Genomic DNA, 22,581 nt, shown 5'->3' with positions numbered 1-22,581 from the left:
TAATTCATTAGTTTTTGAGCAGTTTCACCACTACTTTATCTATGGTAAGTCCCTGAACGATAATGGAGAATACCACCACACAATACGTCACGAATATCAAAGCATCCCTAAATTCTCCTTCAGGTAATGTAAGTGCCAATGCAATGGAGATTCCACCTCTTAATCCAGCCCAAGTCAATACAGCAACTTTGTTTTTATTACTGCGATGTTCCTTTTTGAAAAATATGTTGGAGATGAAAACCGAAATGTATCTGGAAAACAACACGATCGGAATTGCCACTAAGCCCGCAATCAAATAATCTGGATGAAAATTGAGACTTACTATCTCCAGTCCAATCAAAACAAAGAGGACGGCATTCAAAATTTCATCCAAAACCTTCCAGAATATGTTCATGTTTTCCTTTAGCGGTTCACTTTCACATGATTTATGAAGATAATCTCCTATCATCAGGCCCATAACGACCATTGCCAACGCTCCTGAAACATGAATCATTGACGCCAGCCAATATCCCCCCATCACAATAGCAATTGAAATATGCACGGCTACAATTGGTGATTCATAAATTCTCTTTAGGAAAAGCTTACCTATAAAACCAAGAACAAATCCCAATGCAATACCTCCAAAAGCCTCTTGGGCGAACTCTAGAAAAATATGTGATGGCTCTACACCATGCCCTCCGGTCATTGTGGCTATTGACAATAGTGAAATGAACACCACAATACCTACACCATCATTGAAAAGCGATTCTCCAACAATTTTAATTTCCATATCCTTCGGCGCTCCGGCTTTTTTAAGCAGGGCTAGTACTGCAATAGGGTCTGTTGGAGAAATCAAAGCTCCAAAAACAAGGCAGTATATATAGTCTATTTGCATACCAAACAGTCCAGCTGTATAATAGAATAGGGTCCCTATCAAAAAAGTTGAAATCAACACACCCAAAGAGGCATAGATCAATACAGGGCCTTTTTCTTCGAGTAGCCTGTGCAAATTCACATGGATTGAACCTGCAAATAGTAAAAAGCTCAATAAAAAGTCAAAGAGGATGGTTCTAAAATCAATTTCATGAACAATAGCGCAAACACTGACAAACACCTCATGGTCAATGAAGTCCAGCATCGCAATGGACAAAGAAGCCACAATGGCCAACAGCATTACACCAATGGTATCAGGTAATTTCAACAGCTTTTTGTTGATGAAGCTTAGCAGCGATGAAAGTGCGACTATACCTGTGAAAATTTGAAACATATCTATGATTTATCGAATTCCAGCATAATCAATTCCAGTAAGTTCATGCATCTCTTTGTTGAAAGTAGAGAGGTCATCATGGTTGAACTTCGATATATCATCGTATCCACAAGAACGTGCCACTACTTTGATCAAATCATTTGTAGCAGTGAAAAAATTGTATAGCTGTTTGGCAGAAGCTTCAATGATCAGTCTGCTGCGAAGACTCTCTTTTTGTGTTGCGATACCCACGGGACAATTATTGGTGCCACAAGCACGCATGCCCAAGCAACCTACCGCTTGTATAGCGGAATTGGAAACCGCAATGGCATCTGCTCCCATCATCATGGCTTTTGAAAAATCTTCGGCAATACGTAGTCCACCAGTAATTACCAAGGTAACATCCGTTGCTCCTACTTTATCCAAATATTTTCGAGCTCTAGCCAGAGCGGGAATTGTGGGTACGTTTATGTTATCTCGCAGAATGGTGGGTGCGGAACCGGTCCCTCCTCCTCTTCCATCCAAAATGATATAGTCCACACCAACATCCAGCGCAAATTGAATATCTTTTTCGATATGGCTTGCTGCAATTTTAAATCCAACCGGGATTCCGCCTGTACGCTCTCGCACTTTTTCTGCAAAGGACTTAAAGTCCTTTACGCCATGAAAATCGGGAAATGTCGCCGGGCTGATAGCCGTTTGACCTTCTTTTAATCCTCGAACCTCAGCAATTTCCTTGCTCACTTTATTTCCAGGCAAGTGTCCTCCGGTGCCTGTTTTGGCTCCTTGTCCTCCTTTAAAATGAAAGGCTTGAACATTATCCAACTTATCCCATGAAAATCCGAATTGAGCTGAGGCCAATTCGTAAAAGTATCTGGAATTATTTTTTTGTTCTTCGGGAAGCATGCCTCCCTCTCCAGAGCAAATTCCGGTACCAGCCATCTCTGCACCTTTGGATAATGCAATCTTGGCTTCTCTGGACAATGCCCCAAAACTCATATCACTCACAAAAAGCGGTATATCTAAAACCAGCGGTTTTTTTGCTTTTGGTCCAATAGTCACTTTAGTGGCAACTTCTTCGTGGTCCAACAATGGTCTTGTAGCCAATTGGGCTGGTAAAAATTGGATGTCACTCCATTTGGGAAGGGTATTTCTATCCACTCCCATAGAGGCTGAAAAACCATGATGTCCAAGATTTTTCAATCCATTTCTTGCCAATTCTTTTATATACCCAGTGTACGGTTCGGTATCTTCGGGATGGGTGTCGGCATAGGTACCCAAATATGCATCCCTATCAAAAGGCTGTGGATGTTCACCTTCAAAAGCGGCTATTTCGTTCTCATCAACCTGAAGTGAATCCCCATCAACATATTCTTGAAATTTATGTAGTTGCTCATTATTGTTGTATTCACTGATTCCGGTGTCATATCTATAATCCCATCCATGAACTCCGCAAATTAGATTTTGGCCTTCAACATGTCCATCAGCCAAAAGGGCTCCGCGATGATGGCAGCGTCCATACAAAACAGATATTCCTGTTTCGTGTTTTATAATGACTAAATCGGTGTTTTTTACAAGTGCGTAGGCTGGTTTTTTTTCTTCAAGGTTAGAAACTTTGGCAATCTCAATAAGCTTTTGTGACATTGTTGGTTCAGTATTTAGAGTTAGTTGAATTAGCTTTTAGGTCGAACAATTTCAATTCGCATTACAATAGTAAGTTAGGGCTAATACCCATATTATCAACTAAAAACCCACGCAATGTGTCGTCTGTGGTAAGTATTGCTCAGTTTTTCTCAAAAGAAAACCCAAAAACGTTTTGTTTTTGGGTTTCTTACTTTAAAAAGTTGATTTACTTGAGTAAATTTCTTTTTTATATCATTTATCGGGAAGTACATATGCTCCATTTTCCAATCTTAAGATATTCAATGGATTATCTGTTTTCAATTCATCTGGAAGTAATGTATCCGGGTAATTTTGATAGCAAATGGGTCTTGTAAACCTGGTAATGGCCGCAGTTCCTACAGAGGTCATTCTGGAATCTGAAGTTGCTGGAAAAGGTCCGCCATGCACCATAGAATGACATACCTCCACTCCTGTCGGGAATCCATTGATGAGCAATCTCCCCACTTTTCGTTCCAAAATTTTAAGCAAATCGGCGTGCTCTACCAAATCGGTTTCGGTACCTTGAACTGTAGCCGTTAGGTGTCCATTTAGCCCTTTGGCAATTTTTACCATTTCAGCTTTATCCTGGGTTCTTACCAATAATGTGGATGGACCAAAAACTTCTTCTTCCAAATCTTTATCAGATAGGAAGTCATTAGCAGACACAGAAAGAACTTCTGGAATACCTTGCGCTTGTTGTTCACCCTTTTTTCCATAGGAAATAGAATCAACAGCTTCTTTTGACCTTAATTTTTCAAGTCCTGAATTGTATGCTCTTTGTATGGAATCGGTAAGCATTGTTGCGGATTCAGCATTAGAAATGCTCTCCTTAAGCACATTTTCAAACAGATTGCCTTCCTCTTGTTCAGGGACAATGGTCAAACCAGGATTGGTACAGAACTGCCCAACACCTAATTGCACGGAACCGGACAAGCCTGTGGCCAATGCTTCATGATTTTCTTTTAAAGCACCCGGCAGTACAAAAACAGGGTTGGTACTTCCCATTTCGGCATAAACCGGAATCGGTTCATCTCGTCTGGCCGCTTCGTCGAATAAGGATTTTCCTCCTCTAAAAGATCCTGTGAATCCTATGGCTTTAATTAATGGGTGACGAACAATTGCTTGCCCTACTGCTATTGAAGCTCCATGAACCATGGAAAATACCCCATTGGGCATATTACTTTTTTTAGCTGCGTTGATAATTGCATTCCCGACAAGTTCGGAAGTACCAGGGTGGGCCGGGTGTGCTTTTACCACCACAGTACAGCCTGCGGCCAACGCCGAAGCCGTATCCCCACCAGCAGCAGAAAAGGCCAAGGGAAAATTGCTCGCTCCAAAAACTCCAACAGGGCCCAAGGCAATCTGCATTTGTCGGGTATCTGGTTTTGGAACCGGCTTTCTGTTCGAATCGGCCGTATCAATTCTGGCATCTACCCAAGAACCATCCCTTAACAAGGATGCAAACAATTTCAACTGACCAGTGGTTCGACCCAATTCTCCGGTTAACCTACCTACAGGCAATCCCGTTTCTTGCGAGCCGATTCCAACAATTTCTTGTTCCAAAGCGGCCAATTCATCCGCTACGGTTTCTAAAAAAGCTGCCTTTTCGGAGCCTGTTTTCTCTCTGTATTCTGTAAATGCCACTTCAGCAAGTGTTATGGCTTCATCCACTTCTTGCAGGGTTGCTTCGTGATATGGGGTATTCAATTGTTGCCCTGTGGAAGGGTTACTCGCATAAAAAAGGGTTTCTCCTTTAGCTGAGCTAGTGGATCCCATTATATTCTTACCAGTCAATTCCATTATTTATAAGGATAGGTTTAACGGTTATCAATGATTTGAAAAATGTAGACAAATGTATTTATTCAAACTTTAAATACAATTATTTTGAAAGCATATCCGTACTTACTACAGTTCGGAACCCCAAATGTCCCATGGAAGAATCCATTGTAGATGCCATTCTTGCTGAAATGCGATAGCTAGCACAATAAGAATCGCTACACAAAAACGATCCTCCCCGAATCACTTTTTCTTTAGCATAAGGGTTGGTTGGGTTGTAGGGTTGTGCTGCTCCTACAGGGTTACGCACAATTCCTTTTATCAAAAGTTCTTGATAGTATTTTGGATTATACCAATCATTGGTCCACTCCCAAACATTCCCTGACATATCATAAAGTTCAAAATCATTGGCGGGAAAAGTCCCTACCGGCGAGCTTCCCTCAAAACCATCGACTTTGGTATTCTCAACAGGAAATTCTCCTTCCCAGGTATTGGCAAATTTGGATAATTCTGCAACATCGTTCCCCCAAAAATAGGTGGTGTTGGAGTTCCCTGCACGTGCGGCATATTCCCATTCTGCTTCGGTGGGCAGTCTTCGATTGGCCCATTTACAATAAGCCAAGGCATCTTCATGGGAGATATGGACCGCAGGATGATTATCTTTTCCCTTAATGGAACTTCCTGGGCCCTCAGGGTGTTTCCAACTTGCTCCAATAGCCCAGGTCCACCATTGGGAAAAATCGTATAAATTAGGAACGGATGATTTCGTTTTTTTGAAAACCAAGGACCCTGGCTGTAATATTGAATCTGGTGGTTTGGGAGTTCCTTCGGGAAGCTGTGCTTTAAGTTCCTCCCAATCCGGAATACGTTCGGCCACGGTAACATAACTGGTTTCCTTGACGAATTTGGAAAATTTTGCATTGGTCACTAAAGTCGTATCCATAAAAAAACCATCCACCGCAACCTCGTGTGCCGGTTTTTCATGGTGCATGGCCTCATTGTCCTGAGGTACCGCACCCTGTTTAAAAGTACCCCCAGGAATCCAGACCATACCTTCTGGAACCTCAATGTCGGAAGGCATCGTCTTAATCAAATTAGAGGTATCTATTTCCTTTGTTTTTGGTACTGTGACAGCACTCTCATTTTGCGTAGGCGTACTTTTTTTATCCCCACAGGATGTCAACATAGCCAAAAGCATTAACAGAATAGTTGGTTTAAAAAAACAATTTATCGCCATATATTTAGTTACGTTAATTTCGTAATAAAGGACACCAAAGGTAAATGATAATTATATTCAGATTTTGCAATAATTGTGTTTTTTCTATATACCTTGACTCCAAAACCTATTTATAAGTCCTATCCATAATCAATGAGATAATGCAACGACGCAAATTTGTTAAAAAAGGAGCTCTAATCACCTTATCGACCCTTCTAGCAACAGAAATAGTCTACGGAAAAAACCTGCCCTCGGGCTATACACTTTTAGGATTGCAAGATCCTGATCCATTCAAACTGTTCAACAAAGACAGTCAAATGGTTTTGTTGAATGACAAACCATGGAATATTGAAGCCCAGGCGCATTTGTTGGATGATAAAATCACTCCGAACAAATACATGTTTATCCGTAACAATGGTATAATCCCAACGAATATTTTGGTTGATGACTGGACGCTTACTTTTGATGGTGAATCTGTAGCTGAAAAGAAAACATATACGCTTAAAGAGCTTAAATCGAAGTTCAAACAGTATACATATCAACTTACTTTGGAATGTGGCGGAAACGGCAGAAGTGAATTTGACCCTCCGGCCAAAGGAAACCAATGGACCGTTGGAGCTGTTTCATGTGCTGAATGGACCGGGGTTCGACTTAGGGATGTTTTGAATGATATTGGCATAGGAGATGATGCGGTGTATATCGGGTACCATGCGGCCGATACACATTTGAGTGGTGACCCAAACAAAGAACCTATTTCGAGAGGTGTTCCTATGTCCAAAGCATTTCAGGATGAAACCTTGTTGGCTTTCAAAATGAATGGTGAAGACATTCCCTTGGCCCATGGATTTCCGCTTCGGTTAATTGTGGGAGGGTGGCCTGCTTCGGCCTCTGGAAAATGGCTGAAAGGCATTAGTGTACGAAACAAAGTTCATGATGGTACAAAAATGACCGGAACAGCATATCGCGTACCTTGCGAACCTGTTGCTCCTGGGGATAAAGTAGCGGATGAGGACATGTGCATCATTGAATCCATGCCGGTCAAATCTCTGATAACCTATCCTAAAAGCGGTGCGGTCGTCCCTGAAGGAAAATCCTTGGAGATAAGAGGTCATGCCTGGGCTGGTGAATTAAACGTCACCAAAGTGGAATATTCAATTGATTTTGGCAGCACTTGGAAAAGTTGTTCATTGAAAAACTCTGTCAATAGACTCGCTTGGCAACACTTTGCCGCGTCTGTTAGGTTTCCAAAAAAAGGCTATTACGAAGTCTGGTCCAGAGCAACAGATTCCATGGAAGTTTCGCAACCAATGGTATTGCCAGGTTGGAACCCGAAGGGTTATCTAAACAACGCTTGTCATAGGATTGCTATAAAAGTCAGTTAATGGAAAGCCCCGAAAAATTTAGAAAAAGTGCTTCGGAAGTATTTAAACTGATGTATGTAGTGTTTTTTGTTTTTCTGGTAATTGCCGGGTTATTGGTGTATCTGATGGTTGACCCTTCGCTTTCAGCATTCAAAAATAATAATTCAGACAACACTTATATCTCTATTTCAAAACAAGAAGAATCGGACTTTGACAAAATTGAAAATGGCATCCATGTACGAACCGGATTTATTGAGGCAGAAGGCCTTATGCAGGTTGTGAACAATTGTACAAGCTGTCATTCAGCCAAATTGGTAACCCAAAACCGAATGAGCAAAGAACAGTGGTCCGCCACAATTCGATGGATGCAGGAAACCCAAAATTTATGGGATCTCGGTCAAAACGAAGAAGCTATCCTTTCCTATTTAGCAACCAATTATGCACCTAAAAAAGGTGGTAGACGACAAAATCTCAGTGATGTTGAATGGTATGATCTAGAAGAGTAAATCCTTTGGTCCAATATCAAAGATTTTCCTTTAAAAGTACCTCCATCATTGCTTTGGCCGAGGTCGACCCTATCTGAACAATTCGTTCTTTTGGGGTATGGTCACCAATTTCATAGGTGATTCCTGTAGCATTTTGTCCATATAAAAACCATCCTTTAGAGACAGGTTTATTGCTGTTGGAATCTTTCTCATTGACTTTGTACCCTTCAATATTTTTCTCTAACAACAGAAACCAATCATCAATAAAATTTGGCAAGGTTGTACCGGCTCTGGTTTCATTGGTATAGAAAACATCTTCGTATGTTGAATGAAAGTCTAGGCCCAAAACAATCTTACCATTGTCCTCTTTGCTGGTGTTGGTAATGAAAGAAACCACATTCTTTACTTCAGGTTGGCGATATTTTGACCAATCTCGATTAAGGTCAATACCATTCGCATTGTGCCTCCAATGGCCCAAATCAACACCATCGGGGTTTAAAATCGGAAAGGCCAGCACTCTGTAATGATTCAGAAACTTGATTGAAAGTTCGGACTGATCTACTATAGTTTTTAGAAAGTTCTGAAACGCAAAATAGCCCGTTACTTCTGGAGGGTGTTGCCTCGTGAGCAAAACAATTATGGGCTTCCCTTCGGGATTACCATTATAAATATCCAATACTGGCATATCCTTACCCAACTTTGTGTTGCCAACACTTTTCACCCTAACAAAATCATTGGATGCCACGATATTTTGAAGATACCATTGTCTTACATTCTCAGAGGCATTGATTTCTTGGGCAGCAATGATTCGGGGTTCTTTGTCAACTTTCAGTTTTAATAATAGTCTTTCGTCCAATTCGATTAAATCTAAAGAGTCGACAATGGACCAATTTCCATTTAGTTTTTGTTTGGGTTTGTATCGATGTTCAAATCCTTCAGGGTAATCAAAACCAAAATAGATTTGTTTTGGAGTATCTGACCAAGTTTTAAATGCGTAGTATGGGCTTTTGTTAATCGGTATGTTTTCAGGATTAAATTTTAATACTATGATACTATCGTTAATTTGTGATGCCCCATTGAGATGGGCACCTTCAAATTCATTGCTCACCCACACTCCCAATTTCTCAAATTGGTATGTTTTTTTAGCCTGATAGGTGATTTGTTTGTCCTTGGTATCCACTGGATCTTTGAATTTCACCTTTTTCGGCGTTGTACAATGAATCAGCAGCAAAACTGTCGCAAACAGCAAAAAGGACTTTGTTACTTGATTATTTTTGATGTTTAAATTTTTCATAGTTTGGTTTTTCTCAATTATTCTACTTTGTTCAATGGATAGTTGTCGTCCCAATTTTTAACATGGGGTTCGCCCAATTTACCAACGGATTTGGCAACCAACATGGAAACAGCACCGTCTCCGGTAACATTGACTGATGTCCGAAGCATATCCAGAGGTCTGTCCACCGCGAAAATAAGTGCAAGGCCAGCTTCAGGAATCCCGGCATAGCCCATGACTCCCACTAACATTACCATTCCAGCTCCAGGGACCGCAGCAGAACCAATAGAGGCCAGTGTTGCAGTGGCAATGATACCCAATTGGGTTGAAAAATCGAGATCCATACCAAATGCTTGGGCAATAAATACCGCGGCCACGGCTTGATATAGACTTGTTCCATCCATATTTATAGTGGCACCAATAGGCAATACAAAACTTGCTGCTTCCTCTTCTACCCCAAGATGTTCAGTAACCCTTTCCATGGTCACCGGCAATGTTGCAGCACTGGAACTGGTTGAAAATGCCAAAAGTTGGGCAGGTGAAATTCCGTTAATAAAAAACCGTGGTGTCCGCTTCGTGAAAATAAATACGAGCAATGTGTAAATGGCGATCATCACCAACAAGCCAATAACAACGGTAGTGGAGTACCACCCCAATGCCTTGAACAAATCGGCACTAGGCGCTTCCACCACAATAGCGGCCAAAAGTGCAAAAACGCCATAAGGCGCAGCCAGCATAATAAGATCCACCATTTTTAGAATTACCTCGTTGAAGCCGTCAAAAAAGTGTTTTACGGTGCGTCCGGTTTCTTCGGGAATCAAGATCAACCCAATGCCAAAAAAAATGGCGAAGAAAATTACCTGCAGCATATTTCTGTTGCTTGTGGCCGAGGCAAAAATGTTATCGGTGACCAAATCTTCCAAGGGCTTTAACGGGCCAGCTTCTTTTTGCTGCTTTGCTGTTTCTTTATAGGTCTCAGTGCTCTGGGAATAATTTGAGACCATTTCCGTGCGGGTAGATTCACTGATTGAGGACCCAGGTTTTATTAAATTTACAAGAAAGAGCCCGATACTCACCGCCATAATGGTAGTTGTTAGATAAATACCGATAGTCCTACCTCCCATTTTGGAAAGTTTTGAAATATCCTTTAAATCGGAAACACCTTTGATCAATGCTGCCAAAATGAGGGGGATGGCAATAAGCTTTAGGGCGTTGATAAATATTTTACCAAAGGGTTTTATCCAATCTTGCACAAATCCCTTGCCCCAATCAAAGTTGGATAGTATTAGCCCCATTAAAACACCCAAAGCCATTCCTATCAAAATTCTCCAGTGAAGTGCCAATTTTAGTTTCATTGATTTAAGTTTTGTGGTTGATTTATTTTTTAATTGAAAACACTTTCCAGGGCATTGCTCATTTTGGCCCAGCCGGTCGCATCATCACGTAATTTGGTTTTTTCTTGCTCGATATGAATAAATCTTCCCGATGTTGCCGTTGCAGAAGTGGAACATGGGTTAGTTGAACCATTGATTAATCGCCCTTGGGTGTTGGTAAATCCAATCAAGCGTGTCCAATCAGTATCAATATGGGCTATTTTAAAGGTTAAAGATGCATCCTCAACCAACAACGCATCCCTAATCCCAACAGCGTAATCCGCTGTTGGGGTTTCCCTTGTTCCATTGCTCAATATTACAAAGGGGTCCGAATCATTTTTGCCAAAGCCGTGTAATTGGATAAAGACCGAATTGGCAACAGAGTTAAATACATTTTCTGTTGTTTTCTGAAAAACTGAAACGGTGTTGTGCGCCAAATCTGAAATTCTATAAGGTTGCGACCCAGAGTTGCAAGTGCTTGTTGTTCCGGAACAGGAAGAAGCACCACTGTGGTTACAACGATGCGTACCACTTATAAAAACCGCTTTGGCCATGGTGTTCTTAAAGCAATAAACCGCCTCCTTTCCTGTATTAATGTCATTTTTTATATGTGGAGCTTGTATAATGAGGTTATCAATTGTCGGTGTTTTGCTAAACACATATGTTCCCCAATAGTTGGATTTCGGACTTTTTTCTTCAACAACATAAAAGGCCATACTTGGAGTTACCGAAGTATCGGTGAATTCGTTTATTTGGTAATTCACCTCAGCTGATTTTGACACCGCTGTCGTGATGTCCTCATTCAAAATGGCATCAACAACCATATTCCATGTGTTCAATTGTTCTGTGGTTGGTTGTTGATAATCGTTTCCAGAATCTCCGGGAGCAGTATCGATAAAGTCTCCTAAATAGGTTTCGATATCCCCTGATGTGGTTACCAAAGTCGCCGTATTGTCTTCAGTCTGAACATTGATGGCATTGCTGAACCCAGATTCGTTACCAGCTGCGTCCCTTGCCTTAATTTTAAAGGAATATGTTGTATTGGCTGCAAGTCCGTTCACCGTGTGGGATGTGGATGGAGTGGAAACCAAAGCCACATTATCTTGAAAGACACTATAACTTGTTACTCCAACATTATCGGAGGATCCCGTCCAATTCAAATCTGTGGAAGAAATCGTTGTATTGGAAGCAGAGAGGTTTGTAGGTGCATTTGGAGCCGAGGTATCCGAAGAAGAGGGTCCTTCGGAAGAACTATCGCTGGAGCATCCTAATAGGATAAAAAGAACGGCAAAAAAAAGAGGTTGATAAATCTTCATCGTATTAGAATGCTTTAAATTTTACTTTCTTCCTTTAATTCCTTCACTTTTGAGCTGGTTTGGTTAAAATTTTGCATCAGCTGGTATACATAGGGAATCTGTTTTTGGAATCGAGTTAAAATATCATCCGAAATATTATCTCTGCTAAACGGAACTATTTTTACATATTCCTGAATTTCCCCAGCATTCCGTCCATATTTATAATCGTATGGAAACCGTCCTGTTTGGTCAATTACATTTGTTTTGTTATCTCGATTGGCCACACTGATGTAGAATTCGCTTTTCTTCATATTCCCTTCTGGATTAAACAGTGATTGTTCTTTTAAATGGGCATAAAGTTCTTTTGCGGTATAGACTGCCGGGTCTATCAATTTAATATCTTCCACCATGAAAGTGCGATATAGATAATCGCCATTTTTTAATTTGTAGTTGTAGAGTTCGTGTAAAATCTTTCCAATTTCTTCGGTCATGTACGGGTAATGGGTACACCCCAAAATCAATGATTTAAGCTTGTTATTAGTGCCCGATTTCCTGATTTTCTCCATGAGGGTAACCAAATGATAACGCACATAATTTTCGGCATCATTGATTTGCAACATCGAACAGTCATCAACATTTTTGGAATCACAGAGCATTTTGTTGCTATCAAAATCAAAATTGTAGATATCAAAAAGTGTTTTGTCTATTTTGAGGTTCCCATCTAATCCCGGGCCTTTGTAATCTTTTCGTGGAGCTTTTAAATTTTTATTGAAATAATCTGGGTCTTCATCCACTGCTTCGGCAATACCTACCCCTCCTTGTGAATAGACCTCAATATTACCGGTATATCCCATTTCATCCTTGAGTTGTAGTATGGTATTGTGGTATCCTTTAGAGGATACGGTGCCTGCAGTGGCCAAAACACCAATAATGGCATCTTCAGATTTATCGATTCCGTTCAGCGTTCCCCTTACCCCTGCATCAATGACTCCGATTACTTTTAGATCCGTATTTGCTTTCTTTAGAAACTCTTCAATGTATTCTTTACCATAAGCTGTAGCAGTATTACAGGCAATAACTAATGCTTTTACCGGTTTTTTGTCCTTATTCACCTCCTGGTCAGCTTCATTGGTGTAGTATTTGTTTCCTAATAGAAACTGGGCATCTTTGATGATGTGCTCTTTCAATAAATCAATTTTTGCGACTTCAGAATAGTTGCCGTAGGGCATATTTGCCTGATCACCTAAATAAATAAAGGTTTCGTTGTCAAAATCAAGTTGCCCGTCACTTCCATTAGTTAATAATCCATTGTTGTTTTGGTCATAATTGACAATCGCCTTTAACACGGTCAATCCCCCGGTGCCCGAATCAAAAACTCCAATCGGAAGGGTTTTATCATTGATGGGGTAATTTTTAAAATCGATATGGTAAAAATTATCCTCATTATTGATGATGGTGTTGACAATATCTCCTTTAGCTACCTCGGATTGTTCATTGTTGATAACTGTCTTTTGTTTGCAGGCAACAACAAACAACACTGCTAAAAGTGAAGTAAAAATCTTCATTCTTTTCATGTTTTTTATGTTTCAGTTTTTTGATGAAACTATTTTTCCAATACCCTTCCGTTCAAGTTTTTGGTGAACTCACCTTTTTCCACGGAAACCTTTCCATTGATGATACTGTACTCCAATCCCTCTGAAAATTGGAATGCATCTGAGTAATCTGCCTTGTCCTTGAAAGTGTTAGGGTTGAATATGATGATGTCGGCGAAATAGCCTTCCTTAATCTCACCTCTATTCGGAATTCTGAAAATTTTAGCTGTCTTAGAGGTACTTCCATTTATAAAAGTGGCCAAATCCATTACGCCATCTTGTTTTACATATTTATGGTATTTTCTGGGAAAGGAACCATATTTGCGCGGGTGCCCGGTGTTCCCGTCAGATCCCGTAACCACCCAATCCTGTTTCATGAAATTTTCAATGTCATATGGGTTCATATTGAAGGAGGCCACACGAACATATCCAGTTTCCAAAATGGGATAGACTGCTTCTTCCGGAGGAATCTCCAAAGTTTTGGAAGCTTCCAATAACGTTTTGCCAAGAAACCTATTGTCATCGCACTTCACTATCAATAATTTATCAGGGCCTCCCCGCTTGGTAATGTTCTTTTTGGTTTCAGTAAAAACCTTTTTTTTGATTTTTGGGTCTTTTGCCCTGATCAACAATGAATCTTTACCTCCACTCTCGGCCCATCTTGGCGAGACAGCTGCATTCAGGCTGGTGGCAGAAGCGTCATAGGGATATTGGTTTGCCGTAACCTCCAAACCCTTGGCACGGGCACTTTCCACAAGTTTTATAATAGAGTCACTTTTGTGCCAAACATCGACCCCTAAACATTTGATATGTGATATATGAATAGGCAGTTTTGCCTGTTGTCCTATTTCAATGGCCTCCTTTACCGCATTGACCAAACCAACATTGCTGGAACCTTCATCACGAAGATGGGTATCATAGACACCTCCGTTTTGGGCTACCACTTTTGCGAGTGCCACTACTTCATTTGTCTGGGAATAGCTGCCAGGGGCATAATACAGCCCTGTTGACATTCCAAAAGCACCGGCTTCCATCTCTTTTTGCACCAACTGTTGCATTTTCTCAATTTCCGATGGTGAAGGCCTCTTGTCACTTCTGCCAAGTACTGCTTTGATAATTTCATGGTGTCCCAACAGGGGAACCACATTTGTGCCTATACCCTGTTCTGCGTACAGCTGTTTATATTTTGATAGCGGATAAAAACTGTTTCCATCGTTGCCAACAATAGTTGTAGTAATGCCTTGCATCAAAAAAGGGAGGTTGTGTGCGATTTCGGGTTTGTTTAAATCCCTATCTGCATGGGTATGCGGATCAATAAATCCCGGAGAAACGATTAAACCGGAAGCATCAATTGTTTTCTGTGCGGTTATGTTTTCTGATTTATCACCAACAAAGACAATCTTGTCATCCTTTAAGCCAATAGCGACCTCTGAAGGCTCAGCATCGGTACCATTGTACACCTTGCCATTTACAATGAGTAAATCTATATGCTGTTGTGGCCCGGAACAGGAAATTACAGTGGACAATAGCCCCATTAGGAATAAAACTTTACTTTTTAAACACACCATCTTTTTGTTTTTCCAATAAGGTTTGCATTAGGTTTTCGGCATATACTGCAGCTCTTTTTCGAATTGTATCCCGATCAATTTCATCGCCATCTTCATAGGTGACCGCTTCGGCTCCACAGTTGTTGAAGAAATAGTTGTAACAATAGGGCAGCGCTTGACTTCTTCGCCTTGTTTCCACTTTAAAGGATGAATTTGATTCTATCTGCGCTATCCAGTTTGGAATGATTCCTGAAGTTTTGATTTCATTTATCGAATCCAACACCAATACATATGGGCCACTATAGGAAGTATGAAAATCCAAAGCGAAGCGAACTTTTTTACCCTGTTTTAGCTTATTCTCCACAAAACGTTTGACCATTTTGGTCTCCGGTTGGGTGAAATCGACCCAATCCCTGTTTAAATCAACACCTTTGGCATTGTGCCGCCAATTTCCCATATCCGCTCCATCTGGATTTAGCAGTGGAAAGGTGTATATATTGAAATGTTTTCTAAATTCTTTTGAGATATCGGAATCAGAAACCATGGTTTCATAAAACTTCTTGAATGCAATGGTTCCGCCTGGAACCTCTGGAGGGTGTTGCCGGGCAATTAAAACAACACAGTCTTCTGCTTCCGTTTCATGCTCCAATACATAATTGGGTTTGTTAAGTGCGGTTTTCCCAGCCTCTTTAATATTGATGCCATAGTTGCCATTGGCATAATTGTTCATCCAACTATAGGTCTCTGCAGAGGTTTCAATTTCTTGGGCTGCGACATATATTTTTTGAGGGGATACATCAAGAATTAATGTGGCATCCCCATTAAGGGTGTCCATTTTTACCTTGGAAGTATCCAGTGCTTTCCAATGGATCTTATTTGTGCTGATTTTGGGGATATAACGGTGGGGATAAGCTCCATAATCAAGTGTGATCTGAATGGATTTTTTATCATTTGCTGTTACACCAAAAGCAAACCATGGGCTATTGTTGACGGGTTCGAATTCAGGAAAAATTTCACCTATATATTGGTTTTCCTCTAACCGATAAACTTTACTGAGTCGTGCACCATTAAAAGAAGTATCAAAAGTAACCCCATCACCCAAAAGAGGAGTTTCTGCATTTCTTTTCTGCTTGCAAGCAAAAATCAGTAGGCAAAAACCACATAATGTTACTATTTGTCTAGTTGACATGATTTTTTATTGATGGTTGGATCCGTGTTAAACTAAAATCGCTGAAAATCGTGTTGCTTTTTGGTCTTTAAAGAATTACTCCTTGAATCTTTTTTAAAAGAAGAATCTAAATTCATTTTTTATCCCATTGGCAGGCCGTTCCATTCCAGCAAGAACGACCTGCTTTAGAGAACAAAAACATAATCACTAAACTCAAACTAACCCTATGGTGTGTTTTCTGACCTTTAATAAGAAGCTGCCCGAGATGTATTCAAACAGCTTCTTATTTTACCAAACAAAATCTAGCTAATTCTTGATTTTTGAATGTCATTTTTTAACGCAGAAGCCTTAGGAAGTATGTGCCTAATCTTCTGGTTCAAAAACTACAATATTATCAAAGTCAAAAGATTCTGTTGTTGCTCCGCAGGATGCCTCAATCACCAATTGATAGGAACGCACTCCTTGCAGAAATCCAGTATTATATTCATTCCATACTCCGGCAACGGCTTCAACATCATCATCGAAAATATCGACCATGTCGATGGTATCGTTTCCTGAATCGGTGGTTATGTTAACAAAGGCATGTATGCCATCTTCCGACTCCCAAGAGGTGTCTCCAAAAAAGGCTTGGAATGAAATTCCAGAATTGTTCTGTCCAGCAGGAACATCAACGGTATCGAATGTAATTCGGATACCTCCATCGGCATCTTCAATATGATATCCTTGAGTACCATCTGGGTAGGCTTCGTAGTCTTCAAATAGGCTATATACGCCTATTCGTTCCTCAGAAAACCCTAAACTACTACTGCTGATACCGGGTATGGCAAAATATTCTGTATTAAAGCCAATTTCATTATCCGCACCTGTTCCAACAGCCGTGTAATCCACAAAAGGTGGATTGATCCCATTGATTAGGTCTCCTGTTTCATCATTTCCTCCGTTACGATCATACACATCATCGGTATTAGGACCAATGGCAACTTCTTCGAAGGATGTGCTTCGTATCGTTTTTGCCGGTGGTAAAAAGAAAGTGACATCAAATTCTATGGCATCTTTTAAGCCGGTCGCTTTTAATCGTACTGTTGAATCACCACCCTGATTTACGTTGTTTTCATCATAGGCCGGAGTCTCCCCTGAGAAAACACCGGTTGGTGTTGTAACCATCGCCACTAGGGTTATTCCCTCGCTTAAACTAAGATCGCTGTTGGTAATGCCCAAGGAACTTAAAATATCGCCAACTGAAAGATTTAAGTCTGCAGGAAAAGATGTTATCTCAACAATATTGTTGGCCACATTACCGTCATAAACGGCAGATAGTGAATAACTGGTTATATTGTTGTTTGGATCGACCAATCTTGCAGAAATCGTTTGGGAATCTGCTTCCAATATGTTGAAATTTAGGTCAGGGACGTCGACAAACTGTACAAACCCACCTCTTACAGCTATATCTTCCAATAGGTTATTATCATCGGAACACCCCATTATCAGAAAAAAGCAGCTTAGTATTTTGATTATTTTTTTCATGCTCTTAATTTTTGTTATTTAATGAACCCATCAGGATTTGTGTCCCAAAATACTTTGACTGTATTTTGTTTTTGTGAAATTGATGCATTTGTTGAAACGGCATCATCTGCGTATGGAAAACTCCTTGGAAATGTTGGATTGTCATCATCGATGGGTATTTGGATGTTCGACGGATATCCGGTTCTTCTGTATGCATTATATGCCTCAATAGAATTCCCAAATGCCGCCAAATAATACTCGGTTACAATAACATCCAATCTTTCTTCGTCTGAAGTGGCAGCAGCATAATTGGCCAAAACCTCATTTACATAGTCATCAACATCGGCACTTGTTGCGGCCAATGTTGAAGTCACTCCTCCAAATCCTAGAACTTTTTCCATTGATGCCCTAATCGCTTCTTCCAACAAAGAGGCTGGGTCTCCGTTCGTGCCCAATACCAAGGCCGCCTCTGCGGATAGGAATTTTACGTAGGATGCGGTTAGTATCGGTAAAAAGCCGGCTCCTGCTAAATTTTGAGTATCCGGAGATTCTTGAAACTGATCTTCATCAAATGACCCACCAGCTGGGTAAACTCCATAAACAGTCCTTAACAGATTGTCACCACGCCCGGTTCTACTTTCTCCATGATCAAGCCCCCAATATTGGTCGCCCACATAACAAAAATCCACTTCTGGGTCTCCTTGACAAGCCAAGAATGGAGGTCCACTGAATGGATCCTCGTTGGACTGACGATAGAGGTAATAGCGAATTCTTGGATCACTAATGCTCTTGGAATCCTTCAACATAAACATAAAATAATTTCCGATGTACTGGGAGAAACCATTGATATAGCCTCTTGTAAAATAGGGGTGTCTGCTTTCAGGTTCTTCAACAGCCGCATGGTTGTAGACAAAATCCTCAGATTCGCTATCAATAATATTTGAACTCAACAAAGTATTTATCTCACTTTGTAGATTTCCAACATTCAAATCTCCCCCTGCCAACCTGGCTTGTACCAACAGTCTAAGCTTAAAAGAATTGGCAAATGCAATCCATTTTGCTTTATCACTTCCATAGAACAAGTCAGATGAAACATTAAAGGTAGCTGCATTGATATCCGAAATGGCTTGATCAATATCGCTCAAAACCTGTCTGTATAAATCCACACCACTGTCTAATTTTGGACTTGGAAACTCGCTCGGATTTCCAGCCTCTACGTAAGGTATACTACCTACATAATCTATCATGGTAATGGTGAGATAGCCCAATAAGAGCTTATTAATCGCATTATGAAAGAGTAAATTTGAATCTGATGAAGCTTGATCTTCAATAGTTCTTGAGATGTTCAATGCTTCATAGAATCTTTCCCACTCGGCATTGAGAACAGCTACATCGGCTACATCTCCATAACTATCGGTCATTGCTTCATAACGCATGATATCATCTGTATTGATGATCATAGCGCCCATGATATCTTGAAATAGATATTGTACTTCGTTGAGTAAAAATTCAGGGTCTGCGCTTTCCGGACTTAAAAAGTTTGGGTTCTCCTGCAAATCAAAATCACTGACCTCACAGGACAAAAGCATCAGGAAAGCAGCTACACTTAAACTGAAATATTTTGATATTCTTTTCATCGTATTACTGTTTTTTTTAATTAGAATGTCACTGTTAGGCCAAAGGCAAATCGCTTTGTGGAAGGAATGTTGTTCCTACCTAAACCGCGATCGTTTTCTGGATCATAGTTCACATATTTTGGAAAGTTTGGTGCTACATACCATAAATTCCGTCCTGTTAATGTGAAATCGATTTTTTCAAAAGGAAGCTTATGGATGCTCTTCCCTTGCAGTGTATATCCCAGTGAAATTTCCCGTATTCTAAATACGGAAGCATCCCACATGCTCAGATCATTGGCATTATAGAAATTGGAGAAAACGGTTCTTAATCCGTTCAACTGAATGGTATTGGGTATTTTGTTTCCGTTAGGGTCCAATAATAGTTCTCCAGTATCGTCATCGGCCAAAAAGCCAGGAAGTACAAATGAGCCTTCCCTATTTTCTGTATCACGTGTCACACCTCTTTCCAAAATATCTTCTACGGACCTTGAGGAAATTTCTCCACCGTGCCTGTATTCCAACTGAGTAGAAAATGAAAAGTTTTTATAGGTAAGATTGTTGATGGTTGTCAACCTCCAATCAGCGTTTGGATCACCTATCACTCTATTATCCAAACCAACATCAGAGCTAACAATAACTTCACCGACCCTAGAACTAGATCCATTGCCACTGATTAACAAATTGCCTTCGCTATCCCTTAAGGCATAATCACCAACTATGGCGTTTATAGGTCTTCCTTCAACAGCCCATCTATCTGCATCAGTAGGTGATAGTCTGATATCGGCACCGGTTTCAGTGGTTTTGACCACTAAAGACTCATCTGCAGTAAAAATGTTCCTCCAGTTCCATCTAAAGTTTTCTTTTCTAATCAAATCAATGCCCAAATCCACTTCAATACCCTTGTTATCTACCCGACCCAGATTAATAAACTGAATGTCAAATCCTGTTGAAGGGGATAAAGGTGATTCTACAATTTGGTCTTCTGAAATCCTTTTGTACAATGATGTTTCTAGGGTTACCCTGTTGTTGAAAAGCTTTGCTTCAATACCCACTTCAAATTCCTTATGCAATTCGGGCTTTAAATCTGGGTTCGCAAATATTCTACTGAATCTATTGGTTACAGGAAAAGTTCCATCGGCTGCGGCGAAGCGGTTAGCATCAATGATCAAGGTGTTCCTTGTTCTAAAAGGTTCCGGGAATCCAGAGGAAGTGGCGTAAGCACCTCTAAACTTTAAATAGTTGACAAAACTGTCTCCAAAATCAAAGGCCGAAGTAGGCACAAACGACACCGAAGCACCTGGATAAAACAAGGTCTGGTTTTCAGATTCTACGGTACTTCCCCAATCGTTTCTTCCAGAAAGTGTGGCGTACAAAAAGGTCTTATAGCCTAGTTGAAACTGTCCAAAAGCGCCGGCAATATTCTCTCTTGACGATGCAAAATCAGTTTCCGAAGTACCATAATTGCTAGGTCTTAAAAAACCATAAACAATTTGTCCATCGGAATCCGATGAAATTCGTTTTGACCTTGTCAATTTGGAGTTAAATCCAATTTGGGCATCTAAATTTAAGTTCTCTGTTAGGTATTTATTATACCCAAGAATTACGGTCTGATCCACGGTTACTTCCTTTCTGTAATCCAAATCCAAATAACCATTTCTAAATTCGTCGTCCCTAAACCCTCCTTTATTGGAGTAGTCAAATGTGTCCCAATGCTCACTGTCATAACCAACCCTATACGTAAGGTTAAGGGCATCATTAAACTGATAATTGGCATTTACCGTTCCGAAAACACGGACAACATCATCCCTAATTCCAGAGTTGTTAAGCACCCAAAGCGGATTTGTGTCATTTCTATAATACACAGATTCGCCAGTCACCGGATTTTGGAATGGCAGCTCCGTAATATCAATGTTTCTAGGTAAGTAAAAGATCCTCCTAAATATTTCCTGCGTTTGGATTCGATCTACCTTTCGGGTCGAATAATTTAAGGTTGCAGAAATGTTTAAGTTGTCCGTCACCTGAGCATTACCTCCAATGCCAATATTGAACCTTTTCAAATCGTTATCACCGATTATTCCTTTTTCATCGGTATAACCTGTTGAAATATTATAGGCCAGTTTCTCTTTTGATGAAGAAACGGTAAACGAGTGAATGGTCCCAAAACCAGTATTGAATAGATTTCGAACATTATCTGGTTTTGCTTCATACGGGATTGTGGCATTTTCGAACTCAGGGAAGATATCGCTTTGCCCTGCAAAAGGATGGGCTACTTCATCCAACTCGGAGAAAGCAGGCCCCCATACAGATAAAAATGTAGGGATAAAATTACCCTCTTGTCCTTGACCAAAGGTGTTTTGGTATTCAGGTAATTGTGAAACCGTGTTTACATAGGTTGTTGTTGAATACGATGCGGTTGTCTTGCTCTCACCTAATGCGGTATTTCCGCTTTTGGTCTGAATCAAGATAACTCCGTTTCTACCCTCGCTACCATACAAGACCGCGGCATTGAACCCTTTCAGTACATTCATACTTTGGATATCGTTGGGATCTATGTCCCTAATACTACCGGCAAAGGGAACATTATTAACAACCAGTAATGGTGCGTTGGACTGGGTAAGGGATATTGAACCCCTTATTCTAATTTGTGCCGCCGACCCGGTTTGACCATCCGTAGTAGAAATATTTACCCCGGCGATTTTACCTTGTAATGTTTTTGCCAAATTGGCCTCTGGTCTTTTTTCTACATCTTCTGAATTCAATTTTGTAACGGAATACCCCAGCGCCTTTTTAGATTTCTTTATACCCTGAGCGGTTATCACTACCTCTTCCAAAGATTGAGCATCTTCTTTTAAGACCACATTTATTACGGTCTGATCACCTACTGAAATCTCGGTTGTGGCATATCCGATATAACTGATTACCAAAACAGTATCTGTGTCGGGAACTTCAATGGAGAAGTTTCCATCAAAATCCGTTGTTGTTCCAGTGGTGGTGCCCTTAATTACAACACTTGCACCGGCCAATGGCCCCAAATCATCACTGATCACACCAGTAACCGTAATTTGTGCTTCATCTACCACCTGCGGTTTTGCCACCACAGGCACTTCGTCTTTTTTGAGCACTACCTGTCTACCATTTATATGGTAATCAATATGGTTTGGCTTAAAATGACGCTTCAATGCCGCATCAATAGTCTGGTTTTTAATTTTAAAGTCCCCCTTTTTTTCGTTTAAGGCAGGTAATAGATCTTCACCATACATGAAAACAAACTCACTTTGATCCTCGATGCTATAGATTATATCTAATAGTGTGGCATCTTTTAGGTTGACTTTTAACTTTGTCTTTTGTGAGTAAGCGTCCGTGTAAGAATAAAGTGTGAAGAGCAATAAAAATAGTGTCAGAAACCTCATCACTTTTTTGATTTTGTCCATAAAATTGCCATGGCAATCATATGGAAACCCCTTTTTTTCCATAATTTAGTTAGTTGTT

15 protein-coding genes are annotated in these 22,581 nt (G+C 40.4%); 2 read left to right on the top strand and 13 right to left on the bottom strand.

Features of this window, described 5'->3' with window-relative positions; genetic code table 11:
* Nucleotides 1-7: 7 nt before the first annotated feature.
* The 4 genes from IAG46_RS15815 to IAG46_RS15800 form a co-directional block, all read right to left on the bottom strand.
* Nucleotides 8-1,246, bottom strand: coding sequence for a sodium:proton antiporter (locus tag IAG46_RS15815; protein WP_190811357.1), 1,239 nt, complete (start codon nucleotides 1,244-1,246; stop codon nucleotides 8-10).
* Between the two features lie 9 nt (nucleotides 1,247-1,255).
* Complete coding sequence (locus IAG46_RS15810) at nucleotides 1,256-2,869, bottom strand: glutamate synthase-related protein (RefSeq protein WP_190811356.1); 1,614 nt, start codon at nucleotides 2,867-2,869, stop codon at nucleotides 1,256-1,258.
* Nucleotides 2,870-3,100: 231 nt separating this feature from the next.
* On the bottom strand, nucleotides 3,101-4,663 hold the full coding sequence (locus IAG46_RS15805; RefSeq protein ID WP_223826729.1) for an aldehyde dehydrogenase (NADP(+)): 1,563 nt from the start codon (nucleotides 4,661-4,663) through the stop codon (nucleotides 3,101-3,103).
* A gap of 103 nt (nucleotides 4,664-4,766) precedes the next feature.
* Nucleotides 4,767-5,849, bottom strand: a complete 1,083-nt coding sequence (locus IAG46_RS15800) for a formylglycine-generating enzyme family protein (RefSeq protein WP_223826728.1) — start codon at nucleotides 5,847-5,849, stop codon at nucleotides 4,767-4,769.
* 191 nt (nucleotides 5,850-6,040) lie between these two features.
* Here IAG46_RS15800 and IAG46_RS15795 point away from each other — a divergent pair, with 191 nt between their 5' ends.
* Together IAG46_RS15795 and IAG46_RS15790 are read left to right on the top strand one after the other, a co-directional pair.
* On the top strand, nucleotides 6,041-7,261 hold the full coding sequence (locus tag IAG46_RS15795) for a sulfite oxidase (RefSeq protein ID WP_190811353.1): 1,221 nt from the start codon (nucleotides 6,041-6,043) through the stop codon (nucleotides 7,259-7,261).
* On the top strand, nucleotides 7,261-7,746 hold the full coding sequence (locus IAG46_RS15790) for a monoheme cytochrome C (RefSeq protein ID WP_190811352.1): 486 nt from the start codon (nucleotides 7,261-7,263) through the stop codon (nucleotides 7,744-7,746). Before IAG46_RS15795 ends, IAG46_RS15790 begins: the two co-directional genes overlap by 1 nt.
* Before the next feature lie 16 nt (nucleotides 7,747-7,762).
* Here the strand turns inward: IAG46_RS15790 and IAG46_RS15785 are convergent, their stop codons facing one another.
* The 9 genes from IAG46_RS15785 to IAG46_RS15745 all read right to left on the bottom strand — a co-directional run bounded on the left by IAG46_RS15785 (nucleotide 7,763) and on the right by IAG46_RS15745 (nucleotide 22,565).
* The gene (locus IAG46_RS15785; RefSeq protein WP_190811351.1) at nucleotides 7,763-9,019 is read right to left on the bottom strand and encodes a M14 family metallopeptidase; all 1,257 of its coding nucleotides are present in this window, start codon (nucleotides 9,017-9,019) and stop codon (nucleotides 7,763-7,765) included.
* Between the two features lie 17 nt (nucleotides 9,020-9,036).
* On the bottom strand, nucleotides 9,037-10,353 hold the full coding sequence (locus tag IAG46_RS15780) for a dicarboxylate/amino acid:cation symporter (protein WP_190811350.1): 1,317 nt from the start codon (nucleotides 10,351-10,353) through the stop codon (nucleotides 9,037-9,039).
* A 29-nt stretch (nucleotides 10,354-10,382) separates the two neighbouring features.
* Nucleotides 10,383-11,687, bottom strand: coding sequence for a fibronectin type III domain-containing protein (locus tag IAG46_RS15775; protein ID WP_190811349.1), 1,305 nt, complete (start codon nucleotides 11,685-11,687; stop codon nucleotides 10,383-10,385).
* A 14-nt stretch (nucleotides 11,688-11,701) separates the two neighbouring features.
* On the bottom strand, nucleotides 11,702-13,231 hold the full coding sequence (locus IAG46_RS15770; protein WP_223826727.1) for a glutamate racemase: 1,530 nt from the start codon (nucleotides 13,229-13,231) through the stop codon (nucleotides 11,702-11,704).
* A 38-nt stretch (nucleotides 13,232-13,269) separates the two neighbouring features.
* Nucleotides 13,270-14,793 carry an amidohydrolase family protein gene (locus IAG46_RS15765; protein ID WP_223826726.1) on the bottom strand — a complete coding sequence of 508 codons (1,524 nt, stop codon included), beginning with the start codon at nucleotides 14,791-14,793 and terminating at the stop codon, nucleotides 13,270-13,272.
* Between the two features lie 13 nt (nucleotides 14,794-14,806).
* A complete protein-coding gene (locus IAG46_RS15760; protein ID WP_190811346.1) occupies nucleotides 14,807-15,994 on the bottom strand; it encodes a M14 family metallopeptidase in 1,188 nt (395 codons plus the stop codon).
* Between the two features lie 342 nt (nucleotides 15,995-16,336).
* Nucleotides 16,337-17,497, bottom strand: coding sequence for a hypothetical protein (locus IAG46_RS15755; RefSeq protein ID WP_190811345.1), 1,161 nt, complete (start codon nucleotides 17,495-17,497; stop codon nucleotides 16,337-16,339).
* Between the two features lie 14 nt (nucleotides 17,498-17,511).
* The gene (locus IAG46_RS15750; protein ID WP_190811344.1) at nucleotides 17,512-19,113 is read right to left on the bottom strand and encodes a SusD/RagB family nutrient-binding outer membrane lipoprotein; all 1,602 of its coding nucleotides are present in this window, start codon (nucleotides 19,111-19,113) and stop codon (nucleotides 17,512-17,514) included.
* A gap of 20 nt (nucleotides 19,114-19,133) precedes the next feature.
* Nucleotides 19,134-22,565 carry a SusC/RagA family TonB-linked outer membrane protein gene (locus IAG46_RS15745; protein WP_190811343.1) on the bottom strand — a complete coding sequence of 1,144 codons (3,432 nt, stop codon included), beginning with the start codon at nucleotides 22,563-22,565 and terminating at the stop codon, nucleotides 19,134-19,136.
* Nucleotides 22,566-22,581 lie beyond the last annotated feature (16 nt).

Source organism: Flagellimonas sp. S3867, from assembly GCF_014698935.1.
Lineage (GTDB): Bacteria > Bacteroidota > Bacteroidia > Flavobacteriales > Flavobacteriaceae > Flagellimonas.
This window is presented reverse-complemented; position numbering and strand designations above follow the sequence as displayed.

Excerpts from the sequence above, each read along its gene's own strand:
- IAG46_RS15780 (WP_190811350.1), bottom strand. The coding sequence starts at position 10,353 with ATGAAACTAAAATTGGCACTTCACTGGAGAATTTTGATAGGAATGGCT.
- IAG46_RS15800 (WP_223826728.1), bottom strand. The coding sequence starts at position 5,849 with ATGTTGACATCCTGTGGGGATAAAAAAAGTACGCCTACGCAAAATGAG.
- IAG46_RS15790 (WP_190811352.1), top strand. The coding sequence starts at position 7,261 with ATGGAAAGCCCCGAAAAATTTAGAAAAAGTGCTTCGGAAGTATTTAAA.
- IAG46_RS15750 (WP_190811344.1), bottom strand. The coding sequence starts at position 19,113 with ATGAAAAGAATATCAAAATATTTCAGTTTAAGTGTAGCTGCTTTCCTG.
- IAG46_RS15795 (WP_190811353.1), top strand. The coding sequence starts at position 6,041 with ATGCAACGACGCAAATTTGTTAAAAAAGGAGCTCTAATCACCTTATCG.
- IAG46_RS15775 (WP_190811349.1), bottom strand. The coding sequence starts at position 11,687 with ATGAAGATTTATCAACCTCTTTTTTTTGCCGTTCTTTTTATCCTATTA.
- IAG46_RS15760 (WP_190811346.1), bottom strand. The coding sequence starts at position 15,994 with ATGTCAACTAGACAAATAGTAACATTATGTGGTTTTTGCCTACTGATT.
- IAG46_RS15785 (WP_190811351.1), bottom strand. The coding sequence starts at position 9,019 with ATGAAAAATTTAAACATCAAAAATAATCAAGTAACAAAGTCCTTTTTG.
- IAG46_RS15810 (WP_190811356.1), bottom strand. The coding sequence starts at position 2,869 with ATGTCACAAAAGCTTATTGAGATTGCCAAAGTTTCTAACCTTGAAGAA.
- IAG46_RS15745 (WP_190811343.1), bottom strand. The coding sequence starts at position 22,565 with ATGGAAAAAAAGGGGTTTCCATATGATTGCCATGGCAATTTTATGGAC.
- IAG46_RS15755 (WP_190811345.1), bottom strand. The coding sequence starts at position 17,497 with ATGAAAAAAATAATCAAAATACTAAGCTGCTTTTTTCTGATAATGGGG.
- IAG46_RS15770 (WP_223826727.1), bottom strand. The coding sequence starts at position 13,231 with ATGAAGATTTTTACTTCACTTTTAGCAGTGTTGTTTGTTGTTGCCTGC.
- IAG46_RS15765 (WP_223826726.1), bottom strand. The coding sequence starts at position 14,793 with ATGGGGCTATTGTCCACTGTAATTTCCTGTTCCGGGCCACAACAGCAT.
- IAG46_RS15815 (WP_190811357.1), bottom strand. The coding sequence starts at position 1,246 with ATGTTTCAAATTTTCACAGGTATAGTCGCACTTTCATCGCTGCTAAGC.
- IAG46_RS15805 (WP_223826729.1), bottom strand. The coding sequence starts at position 4,663 with ATGGGATCCACTAGCTCAGCTAAAGGAGAAACCCTTTTTTATGCGAGT.